The sequence below is a fragment of the Bacillus sp. BML-BC051 genome (assembly GCF_019656175.1).
Classification (GTDB): Bacteria; Bacillota; Bacilli; order Bacillales; family Bacillaceae_G; genus Bacillus_A; species Bacillus_A mobilis.
The window spans coordinates 118,475-134,575 of sequence record NZ_BPLI01000078.1; the positions used below are offsets into that span (position 1 = coordinate 118,475).

At 34.6% G+C, this 16,101-nt stretch carries 19 protein-coding genes and 1 riboswitch; of the genes, 3 read left to right on the forward strand and 16 right to left on the reverse strand.

All coding sequences use genetic code 11. The features are described 5' to 3' along the window. Positions 1–3: 3 nt before the first annotated feature. The 3 genes from rpsA to K5S59_RS26565 all read right to left on the reverse strand — a co-directional run bounded on the left by rpsA (position 4) and on the right by K5S59_RS26565 (position 2,465). Complete coding sequence (gene rpsA, locus K5S59_RS26555) at positions 4–1,152, reverse strand: 30S ribosomal protein S1 (RefSeq protein WP_000229568.1); 1,149 nt, start codon at positions 1,150–1,152, stop codon at positions 4–6. A 334-nt stretch (positions 1,153–1,486) separates the two neighbouring features. Further along, on the reverse strand, positions 1,487–2,164 hold the full coding sequence (gene cmk / locus K5S59_RS26560) for a (d)CMP kinase (protein WP_000361261.1): 678 nt from the start codon (positions 2,162–2,164) through the stop codon (positions 1,487–1,489). Between the two features lie 127 nt (positions 2,165–2,291). After that, complete coding sequence (locus K5S59_RS26565; protein ID WP_000754953.1) at positions 2,292–2,465, reverse strand: YpfB family protein; 174 nt, start codon at positions 2,463–2,465, stop codon at positions 2,292–2,294. Positions 2,466–2,623: 158 nt separating this feature from the next. Between K5S59_RS26565 and ansA the strand changes: the two genes are divergently transcribed. Then, on the forward strand, positions 2,624–3,598 hold the full coding sequence (gene ansA / locus K5S59_RS26570) for an asparaginase (protein ID WP_000822023.1): 975 nt from the start codon (positions 2,624–2,626) through the stop codon (positions 3,596–3,598). A gap of 37 nt (positions 3,599–3,635) precedes the next feature. Here ansA and K5S59_RS26575 read toward each other — a convergent pair whose 3' ends face one another. The 12 genes from K5S59_RS26575 to K5S59_RS26630 form a co-directional block, all read right to left on the reverse strand. After that, positions 3,636–4,616 (reverse strand): YpdA family putative bacillithiol disulfide reductase, encoded by a 981-nt coding sequence (locus tag K5S59_RS26575; RefSeq protein WP_001168505.1) that lies wholly within the window; start codon positions 4,614–4,616, stop codon positions 3,636–3,638. A 109-nt stretch (positions 4,617–4,725) separates the two neighbouring features. Next, the gene (locus K5S59_RS26580; RefSeq protein ID WP_001240648.1) at positions 4,726–5,256 is read right to left on the reverse strand and encodes a peptidoglycan recognition protein family protein; all 531 of its coding nucleotides are present in this window, start codon (positions 5,254–5,256) and stop codon (positions 4,726–4,728) included. Between the two features lie 79 nt (positions 5,257–5,335). Beyond that, positions 5,336–5,572: a DUF3961 domain-containing protein gene (locus tag K5S59_RS26585; protein WP_002071091.1), complete on the reverse strand. Its 237-nt coding sequence runs from the start codon at positions 5,570–5,572 to the stop codon at positions 5,336–5,338. Between the two features lie 92 nt (positions 5,573–5,664). Continuing rightward, entirely contained in the window at positions 5,665–5,874 is a 210-nt protein-coding gene (locus tag K5S59_RS26590) for a hypothetical protein (RefSeq protein ID WP_000426770.1), read from the reverse strand. A 79-nt stretch (positions 5,875–5,953) separates the two neighbouring features. Then, complete coding sequence (gudB, locus tag K5S59_RS26595; RefSeq protein WP_000225171.1) at positions 5,954–7,240, reverse strand: NAD-specific glutamate dehydrogenase; 1,287 nt, start codon at positions 7,238–7,240, stop codon at positions 5,954–5,956. A 346-nt stretch (positions 7,241–7,586) separates the two neighbouring features. Next, entirely contained in the window at positions 7,587–8,195 is a 609-nt protein-coding gene (locus K5S59_RS26600; protein ID WP_001235389.1) for a genetic competence negative regulator, read from the reverse strand. Positions 8,196–8,272: 77 nt separating this feature from the next. Next, positions 8,273–9,148 (reverse strand): MerR family transcriptional regulator, encoded by an 876-nt coding sequence (locus K5S59_RS26605; RefSeq protein WP_120449749.1) that lies wholly within the window; start codon positions 9,146–9,148, stop codon positions 8,273–8,275. After that, a complete protein-coding gene (locus K5S59_RS26610; protein ID WP_000637809.1) occupies positions 9,148–9,924 on the reverse strand; it encodes a metallophosphoesterase in 777 nt (258 codons plus the stop codon). The genes K5S59_RS26605 and K5S59_RS26610 overlap by 1 nt, the downstream gene beginning before the upstream one ends. 58 nt (positions 9,925–9,982) lie before the next feature. Continuing rightward, positions 9,983–10,462 (reverse strand): LysM peptidoglycan-binding domain-containing protein, encoded by a 480-nt coding sequence (locus K5S59_RS26615; RefSeq protein ID WP_001231558.1) that lies wholly within the window; start codon positions 10,460–10,462, stop codon positions 9,983–9,985. A gap of 22 nt (positions 10,463–10,484) precedes the next feature. After that, positions 10,485–11,048: a CPBP family intramembrane glutamic endopeptidase gene (locus K5S59_RS26620; protein WP_001025761.1), complete on the reverse strand. Its 564-nt coding sequence runs from the start codon at positions 11,046–11,048 to the stop codon at positions 10,485–10,487. Then, positions 11,048–12,577 carry a RecQ family ATP-dependent DNA helicase gene (locus K5S59_RS26625; RefSeq protein WP_000762987.1) on the reverse strand — a complete coding sequence of 510 codons (1,530 nt, stop codon included), beginning with the start codon at positions 12,575–12,577 and terminating at the stop codon, positions 11,048–11,050. Before K5S59_RS26625 ends, K5S59_RS26620 begins: the two co-directional genes overlap by 1 nt. After that, on the reverse strand, positions 12,567–13,628 hold the full coding sequence (locus K5S59_RS26630; protein WP_001177003.1) for a YpbB family protein: 1,062 nt from the start codon (positions 13,626–13,628) through the stop codon (positions 12,567–12,569). The genes K5S59_RS26625 and K5S59_RS26630 overlap by 11 nt, the downstream gene beginning before the upstream one ends. Positions 13,629–13,912: 284 nt before the next feature. Here K5S59_RS26630 and K5S59_RS26635 point away from each other — a divergent pair, with 284 nt between their 5' ends. Beyond that, on the forward strand, positions 13,913–14,161 hold the full coding sequence (locus K5S59_RS26635) for a ferredoxin (protein WP_001151994.1): 249 nt from the start codon (positions 13,913–13,915) through the stop codon (positions 14,159–14,161). A 121-nt stretch (positions 14,162–14,282) separates the two neighbouring features. Here K5S59_RS26635 and K5S59_RS26640 read toward each other — a convergent pair whose 3' ends face one another. Continuing rightward, on the reverse strand, positions 14,283–14,861 hold the full coding sequence (locus K5S59_RS26640) for an ECF transporter S component (RefSeq protein WP_000810851.1): 579 nt from the start codon (positions 14,859–14,861) through the stop codon (positions 14,283–14,285). A 162-nt stretch (positions 14,862–15,023) separates the two neighbouring features. Next, positions 15,024–15,163: riboswitch (FMN riboswitch) on the reverse strand. A gap of 245 nt (positions 15,164–15,408) precedes the next feature. On the opposite strand from K5S59_RS26640, the gene K5S59_RS26645 reads away from it, so the two are divergent. Beyond that, positions 15,409–16,095 (forward strand): hypothetical protein, encoded by a 687-nt coding sequence (locus K5S59_RS26645; protein ID WP_098258215.1) that lies wholly within the window; start codon positions 15,409–15,411, stop codon positions 16,093–16,095. The last annotated feature ends 6 nt before the right edge of the window (positions 16,096–16,101 follow it).

Here is a 16,101-nt window from a genome sequence, read left to right on the forward strand (position 1 = left end):
TCTTTATTTCTTTAATTTTTTCAGTTGTTCACCAATAATATCACTTAATTGGAAAGTAGCAGAATCAGCATTTGGTTCATACTGACTGTAATCTTCAATTACATTATTTTCCTCAAGCGCTTCTTTTATACTTAAAGAAATACGTTTCTCTGCTACATGGACTTCAAGCACTTTCACTTTTACTTCTTGTCCCATTTCCAATACTTCACTTGGATTTTTCACGTGACGATTTGCAATTTGAGATACGTGCACAAGACCTTCAACGCCAGGTAAAACTTCAACGAATGCACCGAATGTAACAAGACGTTTTACTACTCCCTCACGAATATCTCCAGCTTTTAGTTCGCCAGCAACATTTTCCCAAGGTCCTGGTTGAGCTGCTTTAATTGATAAAGAAATACGTTGTGTATCAGCATCAACAGATAACACCTTTACCTTTACCTTTTGCCCTTGCTCTAACACTTCAGAAGGTTGCTCTACACGTTCGTGTGAAATTTGTGAAATATGAACTAAACCGTCCACACCACCAACATTTACGAAAGCACCAAAATCAGTTAATCGTTGTACTGTTCCTTCAACAACATCGCCTTCTTTTAATGAAGAGATTGCTTCTTTTTTCTTAGAATCTAGTTCTAATTCTACTACTGCTTTATGCGAAAGGATTACACGATTTTTTTCGCGGTCTAATTCAACAATTTTCACGGCTAATGTTTTGCCCTTATAGTCAGTAAAATCTTCTACATAATGTACTTCTACAAGTGAAGCTGGGATAAAACCACGAACACCAAGGTCCACAACTAATCCACCATTCACGATATCTTTTACAGTCACATCAAATACATGACCAGAAGTAAATTTCTCTTGTAATTCTACCCATGCTTTTTCTGCATCAACAGCACGTTTAGATAAGACAAGATCATCCTCTTCTAATTTAATAACCTTTAATTCTAGTGTTTGATCTAATTCTACTACATCGCTCGCTTTTTCAATATGAACGTTAGCTAATTCACTAATTGGAATTACGCCATCTGTTTTGTATCCAACATTTACAAGCACTTGTTTCTCTTCAACCTTCGTTACAGAACCTGTAACAACGTCACCAACTTGTAATTCTTTTGAATCCATAACTTCTTCATTCATTTTCTCTACCATGGAAATACCTCCCTACAGAATTGACAAAGCATTTTTTATGTATATACGAAATGAAAACAAAGGTTTTCATTTGCATGTTTAAGAATTTATCATCACATACTCAGTTTTCATACATTTCACTAGAAAATATATTAAACCTATATAAATAGTATACAGCAAAATCATCTTGAAGAAAGTATGTTTTGAAATATAATAGCGAATATATTCTGAAAGTTTTATCCCTCTTTTACTAACTTCTTACAAATCCGATTATTTGTCAAGGAAAGAGGCTCACAATTCACGTATCCTTTACATTTCTATACAAACAAAAAAAGAAAGAGGCTACCCCCTTTCTTTATTTCGCAAACACTCCTGAAACAATACTCATAATTTTTTGGACAACTTCTTCAATTGATAAAGAAGTTGTATCTAATTCCAATGCATCATCAGCTTTTTTTAGAGGAGAAACTTCGCGTTCTGAATCTAATTTATCACGCTGAGCAATTTCTTCTTTTAACTGCTCTAAATTAGAATCGAAACCTTTATTCATATTTTCTAAATGTCTTCTTTCTGCTCTTTCTTCAACAGAAGCAAGCATAAAGATCTTCACTTCAGCATCTGGTAACACATGTGTACCAATATCACGGCCATCCATTACAACGCCGCCTTTTTCCGCTAACTCTTGTTGACGACGTACCATTTCTTCACGAACAAGGCGATGTTTCGCCACAATAGATACTCGATTCGTCACATCAGGTGTACGAATTACTTCAGAAACATCTTGTCCATTTAAAAATACAAGTTGTGTATTTTCTCCTTGCTGAAACTCAATATTCACATTTTTTACAACTTCCATTAACTGCTCTTCATTTTCAATGTCCACTTTTTGCTCAAGGGCTGCATATGTAATCGCACGATACATTGCGCCTGTATCAATATAAACGTAAGAAAGTTTCTTCGCTACTACTTTCGCAACCGTACTTTTTCCAGCAGCTGCTGGACCATCTATAGCAATTGAAATTCGTTTATCCATTGTAACACCTCATTTTTCACTTATAAAACAAAATGAAAAGCAGGTATTCTCCTGCTTCTTCTCATTTGCTTCACGTCATTAAATCCTCAATTATTGTAGCATAATCCTTCATAGAAGAAAATGAAAACTACCTATTCACCTGTAAGGTTTCTGCTTTGTTTTTTACCATGACACCTTCATAATAAACAATTTTAGATAAATATTTCACCGATGACTTATGTATAAATAACAATTGCACAACAGAAAGACAAATGAATTGTATTACTAATATACGAATAATAATTTTCTCCACCTTTTTCAACGTAATTGCTCCCTCCTATCCTATATTTACACATCGTACATATAGCAGTTAATTTTATTGTCATTTTCGAGGCATACTTTTATACATTTCCATTGTCGAATTTACTCAAAACATGTTATGTTCTAAATGTATTTTTTTACTTGAAAGGGGTATAAGCATTGAAAAGAATCCTAGTTTTACACACAGGTGGAACAATTGCAATGGAGGAAGATAAAGAAACTGGGGTCGTACAACCAGGTGAAAAAAATCCTCTTTTAAAATTTATTCCTGATTTAGAAGGTGATGTTGATTTAATCGTTGAAGACGTGTTCCATCTACCATCTCCTCATATGACACCGAGCGAAATGTTACAATTACAAGTCATCATCGATGAAAGAGTAAAACAAGACAACATTCATGGCGTAGTCATTACGCATGGTACGGATACATTAGAAGAAACAGCCTATTTCTTAGATTTAACAGTGCAAGTAACTATTCCAATCGTTGTAACAGGCGCAATGCGTTCTAGTAATGAATTAGGCGCTGATGGTCTATATAACTTCTTATCGGCTGTAAAAGTCGCTAGCTGTAGTGAAGCAGCTGAAAAAGGTGTTCTAGTCGTATTAAACGACGAAATTCATTGCGCTACAAATGTAACAAAAACACATACAAGTAACGTGGCCACATTCCAGAGTCCACAGTATGGACCAATTGGTATGGTAACAAAGCGCGGAGTTGTATTCCATCACGCCTTAGTACATCACGAAACATATTCAGTAAATAAAGTTTCTAAAAACGTAGTTGTTCTAAAAGCATACGCTGGTATGGACGATACATTGTTAGCAGCAATTGAAAATCTTTCAGTAGACGGGATTGTTATTGAAGCACTTGGACAAGGTAATTTACCTCCAAGAACACTTCCTAGTCTAGAACGATTAATAAACAAAGGAATTCCTGTCGTATTAGTTTCTCGTTGTTTCAACGGCATCGTTCAAGATGTATATTCATATGAAGGTGGCGGCAAACAATTAAAAGATATGGGTATTGTATTCACATACGGTTTAAATGCTCAAAAAGCACGTATTAAATTATTAGTTGCATTAGAGAATACAACTTCTCATGAAACAATCCAAAATATGTTTATGCACGATTAAAAAAGAAGCTGTCGAAGTTTATTTCGACAGCTTCTTTTTACATTTCTCTCGTTGCAATGGTTTGCGCAATCGCATCCCCATGAAATCGACCGTTCTCAATAAATATTTCATTTGCATTATTTCCAGCAGCAATTACACCTGCAATGAAAATATTTTCAGCGTTCGTTTCCATTGTATCCTCTGTATAAATCGGGCGTCCTGTTTCCTCATCAATCCGAACACCCATCTTCGTTAAGAAACTATGATCAGGATGGTAACCAGTCATCGCAAATACAAAATCATTTTGGATTGTATATGCCTCATCATCAACTGTAAACGTTAATGTATGTTCAGTAATTCCCTTCACGTGAGCCCCGAAATGCATTTGAATTGTGCCACTTCGTACTAATGCCTCAAACTCCGGCAAAATCCACGGCTTAATGCTTGGAGAGTACTCACTTCCACGATATAAAACTGTTACACGCGCACCGGCTTTAACAAGTTCTAACGCGGCATCTACACTCGAGTTTTTCCCACCTATAACCACTACATCTCGATCAAAATAAGGATGTCCCTCTTTAAAATAGTGAGCTACTTTCTTCAATTCCTCACCTGGAACATTCATATAATTTGGATTGTCATAATATCCAGTTGCTACAACAATATATTTCGCTATATACATTGTTGTACTTCCATCACGCTTTGTCGTCTCAACCTGAAACACTTCTCCATCCTTTTGAACTTTCTCCACTCGTTCAAAAGCATTTACACGTACAGATTTACGCTTTACTACTTCACGGTAATACGCAAGCGCTTGATTTCGAACTGGCTTACGATTTTCTGTAATAAAAGCTACATCACCAATTTCTAATTTTTCACTAGAAGAGAAAAATGTTTGATGAGTTGGATAATTATAAATTGCATTTACAATGTTTCCTTTTTCAATTACTAACGGATTTATCCCTACCTTTTGCAACGAAATTGCCGTTGCTAATCCGCACGGACCGCCTCCAATTATGATAGCTGTTTCTTTCTGCATACTCAGCTCACTCCTAGTCTTCTACCAATACGCTATTTATAAAAACAAGAAAAAACCTACTTACAGCAGTAGGCACCTATCTTTATTGTATTCATTTTTCATATATTTGTCATCTAAACGAAACGTACATCCGATAGACATCTGCTAAAAACTGCTGAAATTTAATACCTTGTTTCCCTAATACATTTTCAGGATCAATCTTTCTAGCTGGGTCAAGTGTTTTATGTGATACGATATCTTTTTTCGGATTCAAGCCAAAGTTTTGACATAAATAAGCATGATACCACGTAAAACGAGTATATGCTTCCCAAAAGTTAACATCACCGCCATAACAAAGTTCCACTCCAATGGCAGCCTTATTAGCATCGTAACCATATAAGTCATTATCTGTCGGCACACCATATCGAACATGATAGGCAACTTCATTTATAGGAACAATTTCCAATATTGTTTTATCATCTATAAATGTATGTGCCGAAGCTTTCGGTTGTATTTCATTAAAGTAATCCCGATTCCCTATCGCATTGCTACCAGGGTTCCCCGTATCATGACTTACAATAAATCTTACTTTAGAAAGAGGAATTCCCGGTCGTGAACTTCCATACCCAATATAGTTACGCTCTATAGGAAACATCGCCATTACTACCAACTCCCACTTCAGAAGATTACCTTACTTCTTTATATATGTATTCGGTAGCAATGTCCTTATCGCATATTTCTTACGCGAAGAGAAAATCGAAAATATTTGATGTGAATACCATAAATAATAAAACACTTACAGCAACTCCATAAAAACCGTAAAACCAAATACAATCTTCTTTCGTATCTAAACCGAAAAATTTATTTACTGATTGTAATAATGTGCCACGCTTACTTTGTTTGTTTCTTAATACTTCCACTCGTTCTACAACATCTGCTGGCATCATAAATCTTTGGTCTACTGTCATTTTCATCATTTATCTCTCCTTAAAATCATTTCCGTTTTGTTTATCTAAGGAAAGTATAGCACGTTTGTTCGTATGGAACAAGCGTTCTTTTATTTTTTATTTTATTTTTCAACAAACCAAGTAAGTATTGAGATTACAAAGGCAATAATAGGCCCTACTACAACCACACCAAATATTAAAAACAGTAGTCCTTCCCCGAACACCCGAACAATACTTGTTTTTGGGGCTTTCATCGTTCTTGCGAGTTCTCCCTCTAACCTCTTAACTTTTTCTTCTAATTGTTCTACTCGTTCCATCATTTCATTTTCCATATACACCACCTCATTCTTATACTTCAACAAAAAAAACGTGATTCCCTCGAAAGGAATCACGTTTTCTCACATTATTATATTATACCCAACCTCTGAAGCGACTTGCTTCAGCCATTTTACGAACACCAACCATATACGCCGCTAAGCGCATGTTCACTTTACGAACTTGTGCTGTTTCATAAATAGAATCAAATGATCTTACCATTACCTTTTCTAAACGTTGTTCTACTTCTTCTTCAGTCCAGTAGTAACCTTGGTTATTTTGTACCCACTCAAAGTAAGATACCGTTACACCACCAGCACTTGCTAATACGTCTGGAACAAGTAAAATGCCGCGATCTGTTAAAATTTTAGTTGCTTCTAATGTTGTTGGACCATTTGCAGCTTCAACAACGATTTTCGCTTTAATATTGTTAGCATTTTCTTCTGTAATCTGGTTCTCAATTGCAGCTGGAACTAAAATGTCACAATCAAGTTCTAACAATTCTTTGTTTGAAATTGTATTATTAAATAGTTTTGTTACTGTACCGAAGCTATCACGACGGTCTAATAAATAATCAATATCTAATCCGTTTGGATCATGCAATGCACCGTAAGCATCCGAGATTGCAATAACTTTCGCGCCTGCATCATGCATAAATTTAGCTAAGAAGCTTCCCGCATTACCGAATCCTTGAACAACAACGCGTGCACCTTTAATATCAATGTCGCGTTTTTTTGCAGCTTCGCGAATACAAATTGTTACACCTTTCGCCGTTGCTGTTTCACGTCCGTGTGATCCACCTAATACAAGTGGCTTACCTGTAATAAATCCTGGCGAATTAAATTCATCGATACGGCTATACTCATCCATCATCCATGCCATAATCTGAGAGTTTGTGAATACATCTGGAGCTGGAATATCTTTTGTCGGTCCTACGATTTGGCTAATTGCTCGTACATAACCGCGGCTTAATCTTTCTAACTCACGGAATGACATTTCACGTGGGTCACAAATAATTCCACCTTTACCTCCGCCGTATGGTAAATCAACAATACCACATTTTAAACTCATCCAGATTGAAAGTGCTTTCACTTCATTTTCTGTTACATTCGGATGGAAGCGAATTCCACCTTTCGTTGGACCAACAGCATCATTATGTTGTGCACGATATCCTGTAAATATTTTAACAGTCCCGTCATCCATACGAACTGGTATTTTCACTGTCATCATACGAATTGGTTCTTTTAATAATTCATATACTTCGTTTGGATAACCCAATTTTTCTAATGCTTCACTAATAACAATTTGTGTCGAATTCAATAGTTCAAAATGTTGTTCCCTTTGTTGTTGTGTTTTTGTTTGAGTTCCCTTTTCGGCTACCATAGTAAGTAAACCCCCTGTAATTTCACTTGTTTAGTAAACCTTCATTGCCTAGTATACACCGTTAAATTTGGAATGCAATAGAAAACGCTAACAAATATATACAAACTATTTTCTGTTGCAAGCGTTTTCACTATCATTATAGTCCTTTTATCGCTTTTAGAAAAGTAAAATACTTAAATATTTAAATATTTTTTATTTTACTTATATACAACACCTTAAGAAGATACCTTTAAGTAAAGAATGCCCCAGTATTTATGATTATCACTATACCATTGATCGTTTTGACATTTTCAGACCAACATTTTAGATTTTTCCAAATAAAAAACAAAACCTTAGCTTTGTTATATTAGCTAAGGTTTTGTTTTTTCACAAAGTAATTGTGTATTTGTTCAATTGCTTGAGTAGCCATTAATTCTTTACCATACTCCATTAGACGATAAATAGTTGCTGTAGACGGATTACCATATTCCGCTAAAATAGCTATAAAATCTGCCTTCAGTAATTGAACTTGCTCCTCTTCTTCCATCCAAAGATAGAAACGACCATCCCACGTATATAGTTTTCCGCCAGTTACATCAAGGTTATATAAACGATTCGACAGGTTAATTACGTCATCTAGTGTAGCAAACTCATAAAGTATATGCTCGCTTTCATCTAGAGTCACTTGCATTTCAATAAACTCGTCACGGAACTCATCATCTGTATCCGTATCTTGATGTTCTTTCGTTACAATTACGACCATTCCTTGCGCTTGTAGAGAAAATACTTCAACTGCAATCGGACCATCCGCTTCAAACCCTAGTTCCTTATTTGCTTCTTGCATCATATCACGAAATAATTGCTGTACTTTCGGTGCATTTCTCCACAAATCTTCTTTCGTTAATCCTCGTTCAGATAAATCATCAAATGTTAAGAAAATTTTTATCTTATTGTAATTTAATCGTTCCAGCCTCATCTCATACCCTCCCTACGTAACCAATGAATATAATTTTTATTATATGAAATAGAAAATAGATGGTTCTTTTCGAACAACTATTCTAACATTTTTAACCAATCATCCCATTCTTCTTTCGTATCACCAATTAGGCGTGTTTGAATGTTCAACTGATCTCGAGCACCTATTTCTCCTATAAACCCAACCGAAAGGTTCTCACTTTTTTCTTGCAACAAATTCATGTCGTCCATCACGTTCTTAAGTTCTCGTCCGTCATTAAAAGAGACCACTACATATGTAGGTTTTATTTGCTCAACAGCTAACAAAATACCATCTTCCGCTAAGCTTGACCTAATATATATCACCTCATATCCCTTTAAGCGTAAATACGTTGAGAAAACAAACCCTTTCAACATATTATTTTCTAACACGACAACTTTGTGTATAGAAGAAAATGATGATGCATTATGATACACCATTCCTAGACGAGTTTGTAAAAATGATACGACATATTGGAATTGCACCAATGTAACTTCATTATTATTTTTTAACGTTAACAATTTATTTGACAATTGAAGAACAATACTTGCTATAACTTTTTCTGTTGCATAAATACTAAAAGCCTCGTTTAACAATGCAGAAGTTGTAATTTCATCAAATTTTAACAAAGCTTGTAGTAAGTCGTCCACTAAAACAACTTCTCTATCGGAATATATTTCTTTTTGAACACTATGCTGCAAACGATTCCCTTCTAATAATTGAACTGCTTGTCCAATCATCATGCCGGAAGAAACCTTGTCCATTAACCATTTCAAAATTTGAATATGCTCTTCTGTATATAATCGATGTCCCGCATGATTCCGCTTTGGGGCAATAATTTGATATCGTCTCTCCCATGCACGAAGCGTACTCGGCTGAATTCCAATTATATTTGAAACAGCTTTGATGTTATATTTCCCATTTAGAGTTGGCATCATTTCCCTCCGCATAACGTAATAATATGTGTTTGAGCAGGTGCTCGGAAGCGAAGTGGAATCAACGTTGTTCCATACCCATTACTAACAAAAAGAGTCATATTTGAATGCTTATATACGCCACCTTTTAAATATTTTTTAGATGGGAATAATCGAATCTGTCCTCCATGTGTATGTCCACTTAAAACAAGTGAAATTTGTTCTTTTCCAGACATTTTATTTATTATATCAGGGTTATGGCTAATTAATATGCGAAAACCATCTTCTTTGCAATCAGCCAACGCCAAATCTAAACGATCACGTTTCAAACCAACATCATCTACACCAAGTAAACAAATTTGTTCTCCTAGTTCAGACTCAAATACAACTCTTGTATTATCTAAAACTTTCACATTATTCTCTAATAACAAAGCATCTAATTCATGATACTCAATCTCATAATCGTTATTTCCCCATACAAAATATACAGGAGCTATCTCTCTTAATTTTTGTATATTCGCAGAGATTTTCGATAAAGGGACGCCTCTTTCCGCTAAATCACCGCCAATAATTACAAGGTCTACTTTTCCTTTTACTTGTTCAATTAACGAACTTGAAATGACCCTTCTATGAATATCAGAAATAAAAAACACCTTTACTTTTTGAAAACCTTTCGGAAATTCTTCAAATATTAAAGTATGTTCTAACACAGTATTACGCATCGCTTCTGTATACATTACAAGAAGAAATATAATACCAATACATATGAGAGTACTTAATAAGATAATCCATATCATATATTCTTTACTCCCCTCCTCATAAAGATAATCCTCAGTTTTTATAGCAAGTATGTTACTAACTCTCCTGCTTTGCGGACTTATCTTTTATCGGAATTTTTATTTCTTGACCTACACTCACTTCGTCTTCTTGTAAATCATTATACTTTTTAATCACTTCGATCCCAGTATCATCTGAAAAATATTGCTTCGCTATACTTTCTAAAGTTTCTCCCTCTTTCACCGTATGCGTTACAACTTTCTCAGATGGTGCCCCTGATTCAGATTTAGCTGAATCAAAGAAAATGACCTCAAACGCACTTTTCCCAGCGTTATTACCATCACTTTTCACCTGAATATATTTATCTGTATACCATAAGATACTAATTGGTAGTAATATGAATAGAAATGTTAAAACTCGTACGAAAATATGATTCATTTTAAACTTTTGTTTTTTCTCTTTATTTCTATGAATTTCACTACGCGGCGGTAAACTTTCTTTTTCTTCCACTCGCTCAACTTCTAATTCCTCTTCAAAATCAGGAATTCGTTTTCTCATGTTGTTCACCACCACCTTCCATTTATTTTCTTAATTGGAGTCCCATTATAAAATCAACAAGAAAGTGTGCAAAGATTGTTATAAACAAATTTCCTGTCCATTGAAATACATAACCAAAGACAAAACTAATGAAACAGACGAAACAAAACAAAAATGGCTTTTTTATATACCGAATATGTAACACTGCAAATACTAAACTCGCTATTATAATTCCAAAGTGTGTCTGCACTACACCTCTAAATAAAAATTCTTCTGCAAAACCGATAATGAACGTAATAACGAGTAGATGCATAACTGACATTCCTTGAAACATCCTATCGTTAATACCACCATCATCAAACCAAGACTCTGGAAACACTCGCATTGCAACATAATCTAATAACACAATACCAATTGCTAATAAGCCACCTATTATAAGTATAGACACCGGTTCCCATTTCCACAGACTATACACCGATTTTATATCTGGGAATAATATATATGCTAGCAAACAACCGATACCGATAATAATGAACTGTGTAATATACAGATTCAGCCTTATTTCTTTCGGACTCATATCTTCAATATTATGCCTTTGAATGTTCATCATTCCCCCATCTTTTCTAGACCGAAAAGCTTTTGTAACTCTGTTTCCCAATTATAGTCGAAATCCGATTGTTGCGCTTGTCTTTTTTTATAGTCTGTTTTTGTAATACTACAATAGTCACAGCAATTTTTTAACTCGGTCTCTTTTCTATAACCGAACTGTTGCAGCAAATATTCACGTCTACATCCTTTCACTTGTATCCATGATTTCATGTTTTCTAGCTCACTATATTTATTACGCAGCCTTATCCCTACTTCAGCTATTAATCGGTTCATAATTTCATCTGACAAGCTCTCTAATTTTAATTTTCGCTGTTGTATGATTCCAAGCTGCTCAAGATGATAGCGGGTGAAACGCCAATATTGTTCATTAAATCTTGCTGCATTATAACAAATTTCTTCTACCTCTTCTATTGGCAATTCTTTCGTTTGAAACATTCTTTCTTGTAGTAAAGAAAATAAAAATTGTATTTGCGACTGACTTGGCAATTCATCTTCAATTATTGAAATTGGCAAATCGTGATCTAACGGACTACATAGTAAGATAGCTATACTCGGTTCACCATCTCTTCCAGCTCTTCCGATTTCTTGTAAATAGGAAGCTATATTAGTCGGATAATGGAAATGAATAATATATCTCGTATTCGACTTATTTACTCCCATACCAAAAGCACTTGTACATATTACAAGCTGCAACTGGTCATTCATAAACTGTTGTTGAATTAACATACGCTCTTCATGTTCCATACCACCATGATAAAAAGCGACACCAGTCACGCCTTTTCCTCTTAAATATTCCGTTAAACGTTCTGTCCACGCTCTGCTTGAACAATATACAATTCCTGGCCCTTGTAAATACATCACCTGGTCCAAAAGCGCTTCTTTCTTCTCTTCTATCGTATCCACAAATTGTACTTCCATTGCAATATTTGGACGATCAATAGAGTACACATGTTGCGTCACATTCTTCAAATCTAAACTCTCTGCTATATCTCGGAGTACATCTTTCGTCGCTGTTGCTGTTAATGCTAGCACCGTAGGAGACCCAATATTCCCAATGACTACATTTAGTTTTTTATAGTCTGGCCTAAAATCATAACCCCATTGTGAAATACAATGAGCCTCATCCACAACAAATAATGAAATATGAACTTTCTTCAATTCTCTTATTAACACTTCCGACTGCAACATCTCTGGTGAAACAAAAATAAATTTATATGAAGCTAATTTTTTCATCGCTTCTCTTTTTTCATGCAATGTCCGAAAACTATTAAATGCAATCACTCGGTTTTTCACAACATATTTTAATTGTGTAACTTGATCTTCCATCAAAGATAATAATGGTGATACAACAAGTACTGTTCCTTCTTGCATTAGCCCTGGAAGTTGATAGCACATAGACTTTCCTCTTCCAGTCGGGAGCATTGCTATAACATCTTTTCCTTCTAATAAATCTGTAATTACCCCTTTTTGCCCTGGACGAAATTCAGAATATCCAAACCATCTATATAAATATTCCTCAAGCTTCATTTATAACCTCCATCCGCGCCAATACAAGACGGACCTCAAAATAAGAAATCCCCTCTCCAACCGCTTGTTTCAACTCACGCAACTTACGTGTTTGTAATGCCTCAATTACTTTTGTTACTTTATCTATTTTATCTTTTTCCATAAACATCTCGATTGAAAACTCTTTTTCTCGTAAAGCAATTTCAACAAAATGATCTTCTATCGTTGCAACCTTTAAATTTCTAATTGTCGCTATTTCTTCTAAAGAACGTCCTTGTCTCCAAAAATTATATGTTTTTTTCGTTGATAAACTAAATAATTCAGCTCTCTCATTTGGGTAAGATATAATTTCCGCTAACAGTGGAAATTCATTTTCTTTATCGCGAACTTCTTGTATAAAGAAGTGAATTGTACCCCAAAATAAAAAATACACCCGAAATATATCTTGTTTCGTAATTTCCGCTAATTGCTGCAATGTACAACCGATACGTTCATATCCTGTTAATCGATATGTTACAATTGTCGCTTCTACCACATCACCTTTTCCTAAAAGATTATGTATTTCTTTCCATAATCTTTTAGCCAATTCACTTCTCCTATACGGTATACCTGTTAAAAAGCGTTTCACCCACACCGTTATTTCTGTATCTTGTTGAATGGGAATAAACTTCGTATTATTCTGTTGTAAATTAGATATAGTTTGAATGATTAATGATACTCTTTTCCAAAATGTTTCACCTAATTCGCCATAGTGCAAACCATGTAAATGCGCGGGAAAAGCATACACTTCCTCCCATGTTTGCAACTGCATTTTACCTTTAGATGTTAACAAATATGTATTTTCATGTATTTCTTGAATCAAATCTGCTTGCAACAACTTTGCAACTTCACGATCATAGTCTGTTCTATTTAACGATTTATATATTCCAAACAAAAAAGAAATTCGGAACATATTTCCATCTTGTAACGTTTGTGAAGATCGTTTTCCTTTTAATAAATAATAAATAGAAGAAACGGTCCTTTCACCATTCAATTGTTTTAAACAATACAATACAGTATATTGTAGTTGCATTACCGCTTCCACCTTTCAATCTAACTTAGTTACTTTTTAGTATGATCGCATTATTAAACTTATCATATCGGCACTATGTACTTGTATATAGTATATTGTACCAAACGAAATAACATTTACGTATTTTGAAAATCTTGTGACATAATGCAAAAATTAGTTGACACTCTAATTGATAAGGATTATCATTATAATTTTATGTTGAAAAGTTTTAAAAACCGTTTTACAATAAGGTTATAATTTTTATGGCGAGCTTTTCACATACATATTATCAGGAGGGAAAAAAGATGGCAAAATATACAATCGTTGATAAAGATACTTGTATCGCATGTGGTGCTTGCGGCGCTGCTGCACCAGACATTTATGATTATGATGATGAAGGTATTGCATTTGTAACGTTAGACGATAACCAAGGTATCGTTGAAATTCCAGATGTATTAATTGAAGATATGATGGATGCATTCGAAGGTTGTCCAACTGACTCAATTAAAGTTGCTGACGAATCATTCGACGGCGACTCTTTAAAATTCGAATAGTCTTTTATTAACTTCAAAAAATATCCCTCATTAATATGAGGGATATTTTTTGTTTTCTATTTTCATTCTACTTAATAAAAAACCATTAGTAGTTCCATACTACTAATGGTTTTTTTATATTTTATGCATTTTTCATTTTTGCAAACACCCATACTTTCAGGCGTGAGAATAACGCTACAAATACAATTGTCACAACAATTCCTTTAATCAAATTAAATGGTAAGATTGCCGTTACAACCGTTGTTCTTATAGCCTCACTAGACATAGCTGGTGAATTTAAAAACCAAGTGTAAGCTGGGAATATAATGATGTAATTTAATACACTCATGATGAGCGCCATTGTAATTGTCCCTAGCATTAATCCTGTCGTTAAACTCTTAACAGTACGATACTTTCTAAATAAGAAAGCTGCCGGTCCAATAAATAAACATCCTGCAATAAAGTTAGCAATTTCGCCAACTGGTACTCCCGTTAAACTCCCTTGAATCCCGTAATGTAAAATATTCTTTATCGCCTCTACAATTATCCCTGCAACTGGCCCAAAAATAATCGCAGCAATTAGAGCTGGTACATCACTAAAATCAATTTTTAAAAATGGCGGAAGCCCTGGAAACGGGAAATCCAACATCATCAGTAAATATGCAATACTACTTAGCATCGCTACACTCACCATCTGCACTACACTGTTTTTTTGTTTCATCTTTCTCTCTCCTTTTCCATCGATCATCTCATGGAAAGTGGAAAGGTTCTGCTATGCCTATTTTTTCATAGAACGAAAAAACCCTTTGTGTTTTACACAAAGGGAGAATTTAAGGCACATCAAACAGACGTTCAAATCCATATCTTTTTTGAACGCTTGAACCTCCATCTTCTCCCATCCAGACTATACTGTCGGCTTTGGAATCACACCAAATCCTGCCTTAACGGCTCGCGGGCTTAGAACAAAATCACATATAGTTCATCACCGCCGGTCGGGATTTTCACCCTGCCCCGAAGATAGACCGATATTCTATTTTCCACTTCATTATACAACAACATGATCGTGTTGTGAACAAAAAAAGTGTAACTTATTAAAAATAAGTTATTAATTTTATATAACCGAAACCAATCACTATATTTTACAATACACCCCATATTTTTTAGTATTAGGCATTTCTCCTATGAATCCACTAGTCATATATAGTTAAAAGTGATAAGATGTTGAATTGTTAAGATAAGAACATTTTCTGGATTATGGAGGAAATGTCATGAAAAAAGAAAAGAGACACTCTATTCGAGAAGTAATGAAAAAAAACTTAAGAAAAGAATACTTTTACTTAAAAAAAGAATTACTTTTCTACTGTCCAATTGATTTAGGTACATTCTCAAGTGAGACATACTATGCTGCTTTCGACGAAGATGGCATCAGTATTTATCAGTATGATAAAAAAACAGAGAGTAAATTAAAACTGTGTGAGCGTCACCCGTGGAAGAGTTGGAATAAAGTGAAGGTGGATCATTATTTGACAACTTCTCAATTTATTTTTCAAGGTGAGCGAAACTGGATATTATCCCTTTTCCAAAAAGGAAAAGAAGCTCAAAAAGTAATTGAAAAGCACACATCTTTACAAACTGAAGTTGTTTCCCGCTCTTTCTTAAAAAAACTTCCAGGGTTCCGTTCTAATGCACCGTTGAATAAATACATCGGCAGCATTTGCTACACTGCACTTATTGCATTTTTATTAAAATGGATGATTCCATTTCAAGCACCACAAATTGCCCTGTACTCCATTTCAATCGGTTGTATGCTTCTTGGTTTACTTTGTTTGACAATCGGTTTAATTGAACCGACTATTGTACTATTTCGAACGAACGAAAAAACAAGAACGAAAGTATTTTACTTATATAGCTACTTAGCTATTTCTGGATTTATATGTGTCTTTATTTTTTGGTAAAAAAAG

Coding starts and splice junctions, on each gene's coding strand:
- K5S59_RS26580 (WP_001240648.1), bottom strand. CDS start 5,256: ATGGCGATGTTTCCTATAGAGCGTAACTATATTGGGTATGGAAGTTCA.
- K5S59_RS26645 (WP_098258215.1), top strand. CDS start 15,409: ATGAAAAAAGAAAAGAGACACTCTATTCGAGAAGTAATGAAAAAAAAC.
- K5S59_RS26625 (WP_000762987.1), bottom strand. CDS start 12,577: ATGAAGCTTGAGGAATATTTATATAGATGGTTTGGATATTCTGAATTT.
- K5S59_RS26630 (WP_001177003.1), bottom strand. CDS start 13,628: ATGCAACTACAATATACTGTATTGTATTGTTTAAAACAATTGAATGGT.
- K5S59_RS26575 (WP_001168505.1), bottom strand. CDS start 4,616: ATGCAGAAAGAAACAGCTATCATAATTGGAGGCGGTCCGTGCGGATTA.
- K5S59_RS26635 (WP_001151994.1), top strand. CDS start 13,913: ATGGCAAAATATACAATCGTTGATAAAGATACTTGTATCGCATGTGGT.
- K5S59_RS26620 (WP_001025761.1), bottom strand. CDS start 11,048: ATGAACATTCAAAGGCATAATATTGAAGATATGAGTCCGAAAGAAATA.
- K5S59_RS26600 (WP_001235389.1), bottom strand. CDS start 8,195: ATGAGGCTGGAACGATTAAATTACAATAAGATAAAAATTTTCTTAACA.
- K5S59_RS26585 (WP_002071091.1), bottom strand. CDS start 5,572: ATGATGAAAATGACAGTAGACCAAAGATTTATGATGCCAGCAGATGTT.
- K5S59_RS26640 (WP_000810851.1), bottom strand. CDS start 14,861: ATGAAACAAAAAAACAGTGTAGTGCAGATGGTGAGTGTAGCGATGCTA.
- K5S59_RS26605 (WP_120449749.1), bottom strand. CDS start 9,148: ATGCCAACTCTAAATGGGAAATATAACATCAAAGCTGTTTCAAATATA.
- K5S59_RS26615 (WP_001231558.1), bottom strand. CDS start 10,462: ATGAGAAAACGAATTCCTGATTTTGAAGAGGAATTAGAAGTTGAGCGA.
- K5S59_RS26610 (WP_000637809.1), bottom strand. CDS start 9,924: ATGATATGGATTATCTTATTAAGTACTCTCATATGTATTGGTATTATA.
- K5S59_RS26590 (WP_000426770.1), bottom strand. CDS start 5,874: ATGGAAAATGAAATGATGGAACGAGTAGAACAATTAGAAGAAAAAGTT.
- rpsA (WP_000229568.1), bottom strand. CDS start 1,152: ATGGTAGAGAAAATGAATGAAGAAGTTATGGATTCAAAAGAATTACAA.
- cmk (WP_000361261.1), bottom strand. CDS start 2,164: ATGGATAAACGAATTTCAATTGCTATAGATGGTCCAGCAGCTGCTGGA.
- gudB (WP_000225171.1), bottom strand. CDS start 7,240: ATGGTAGCCGAAAAGGGAACTCAAACAAAAACACAACAACAAAGGGAA.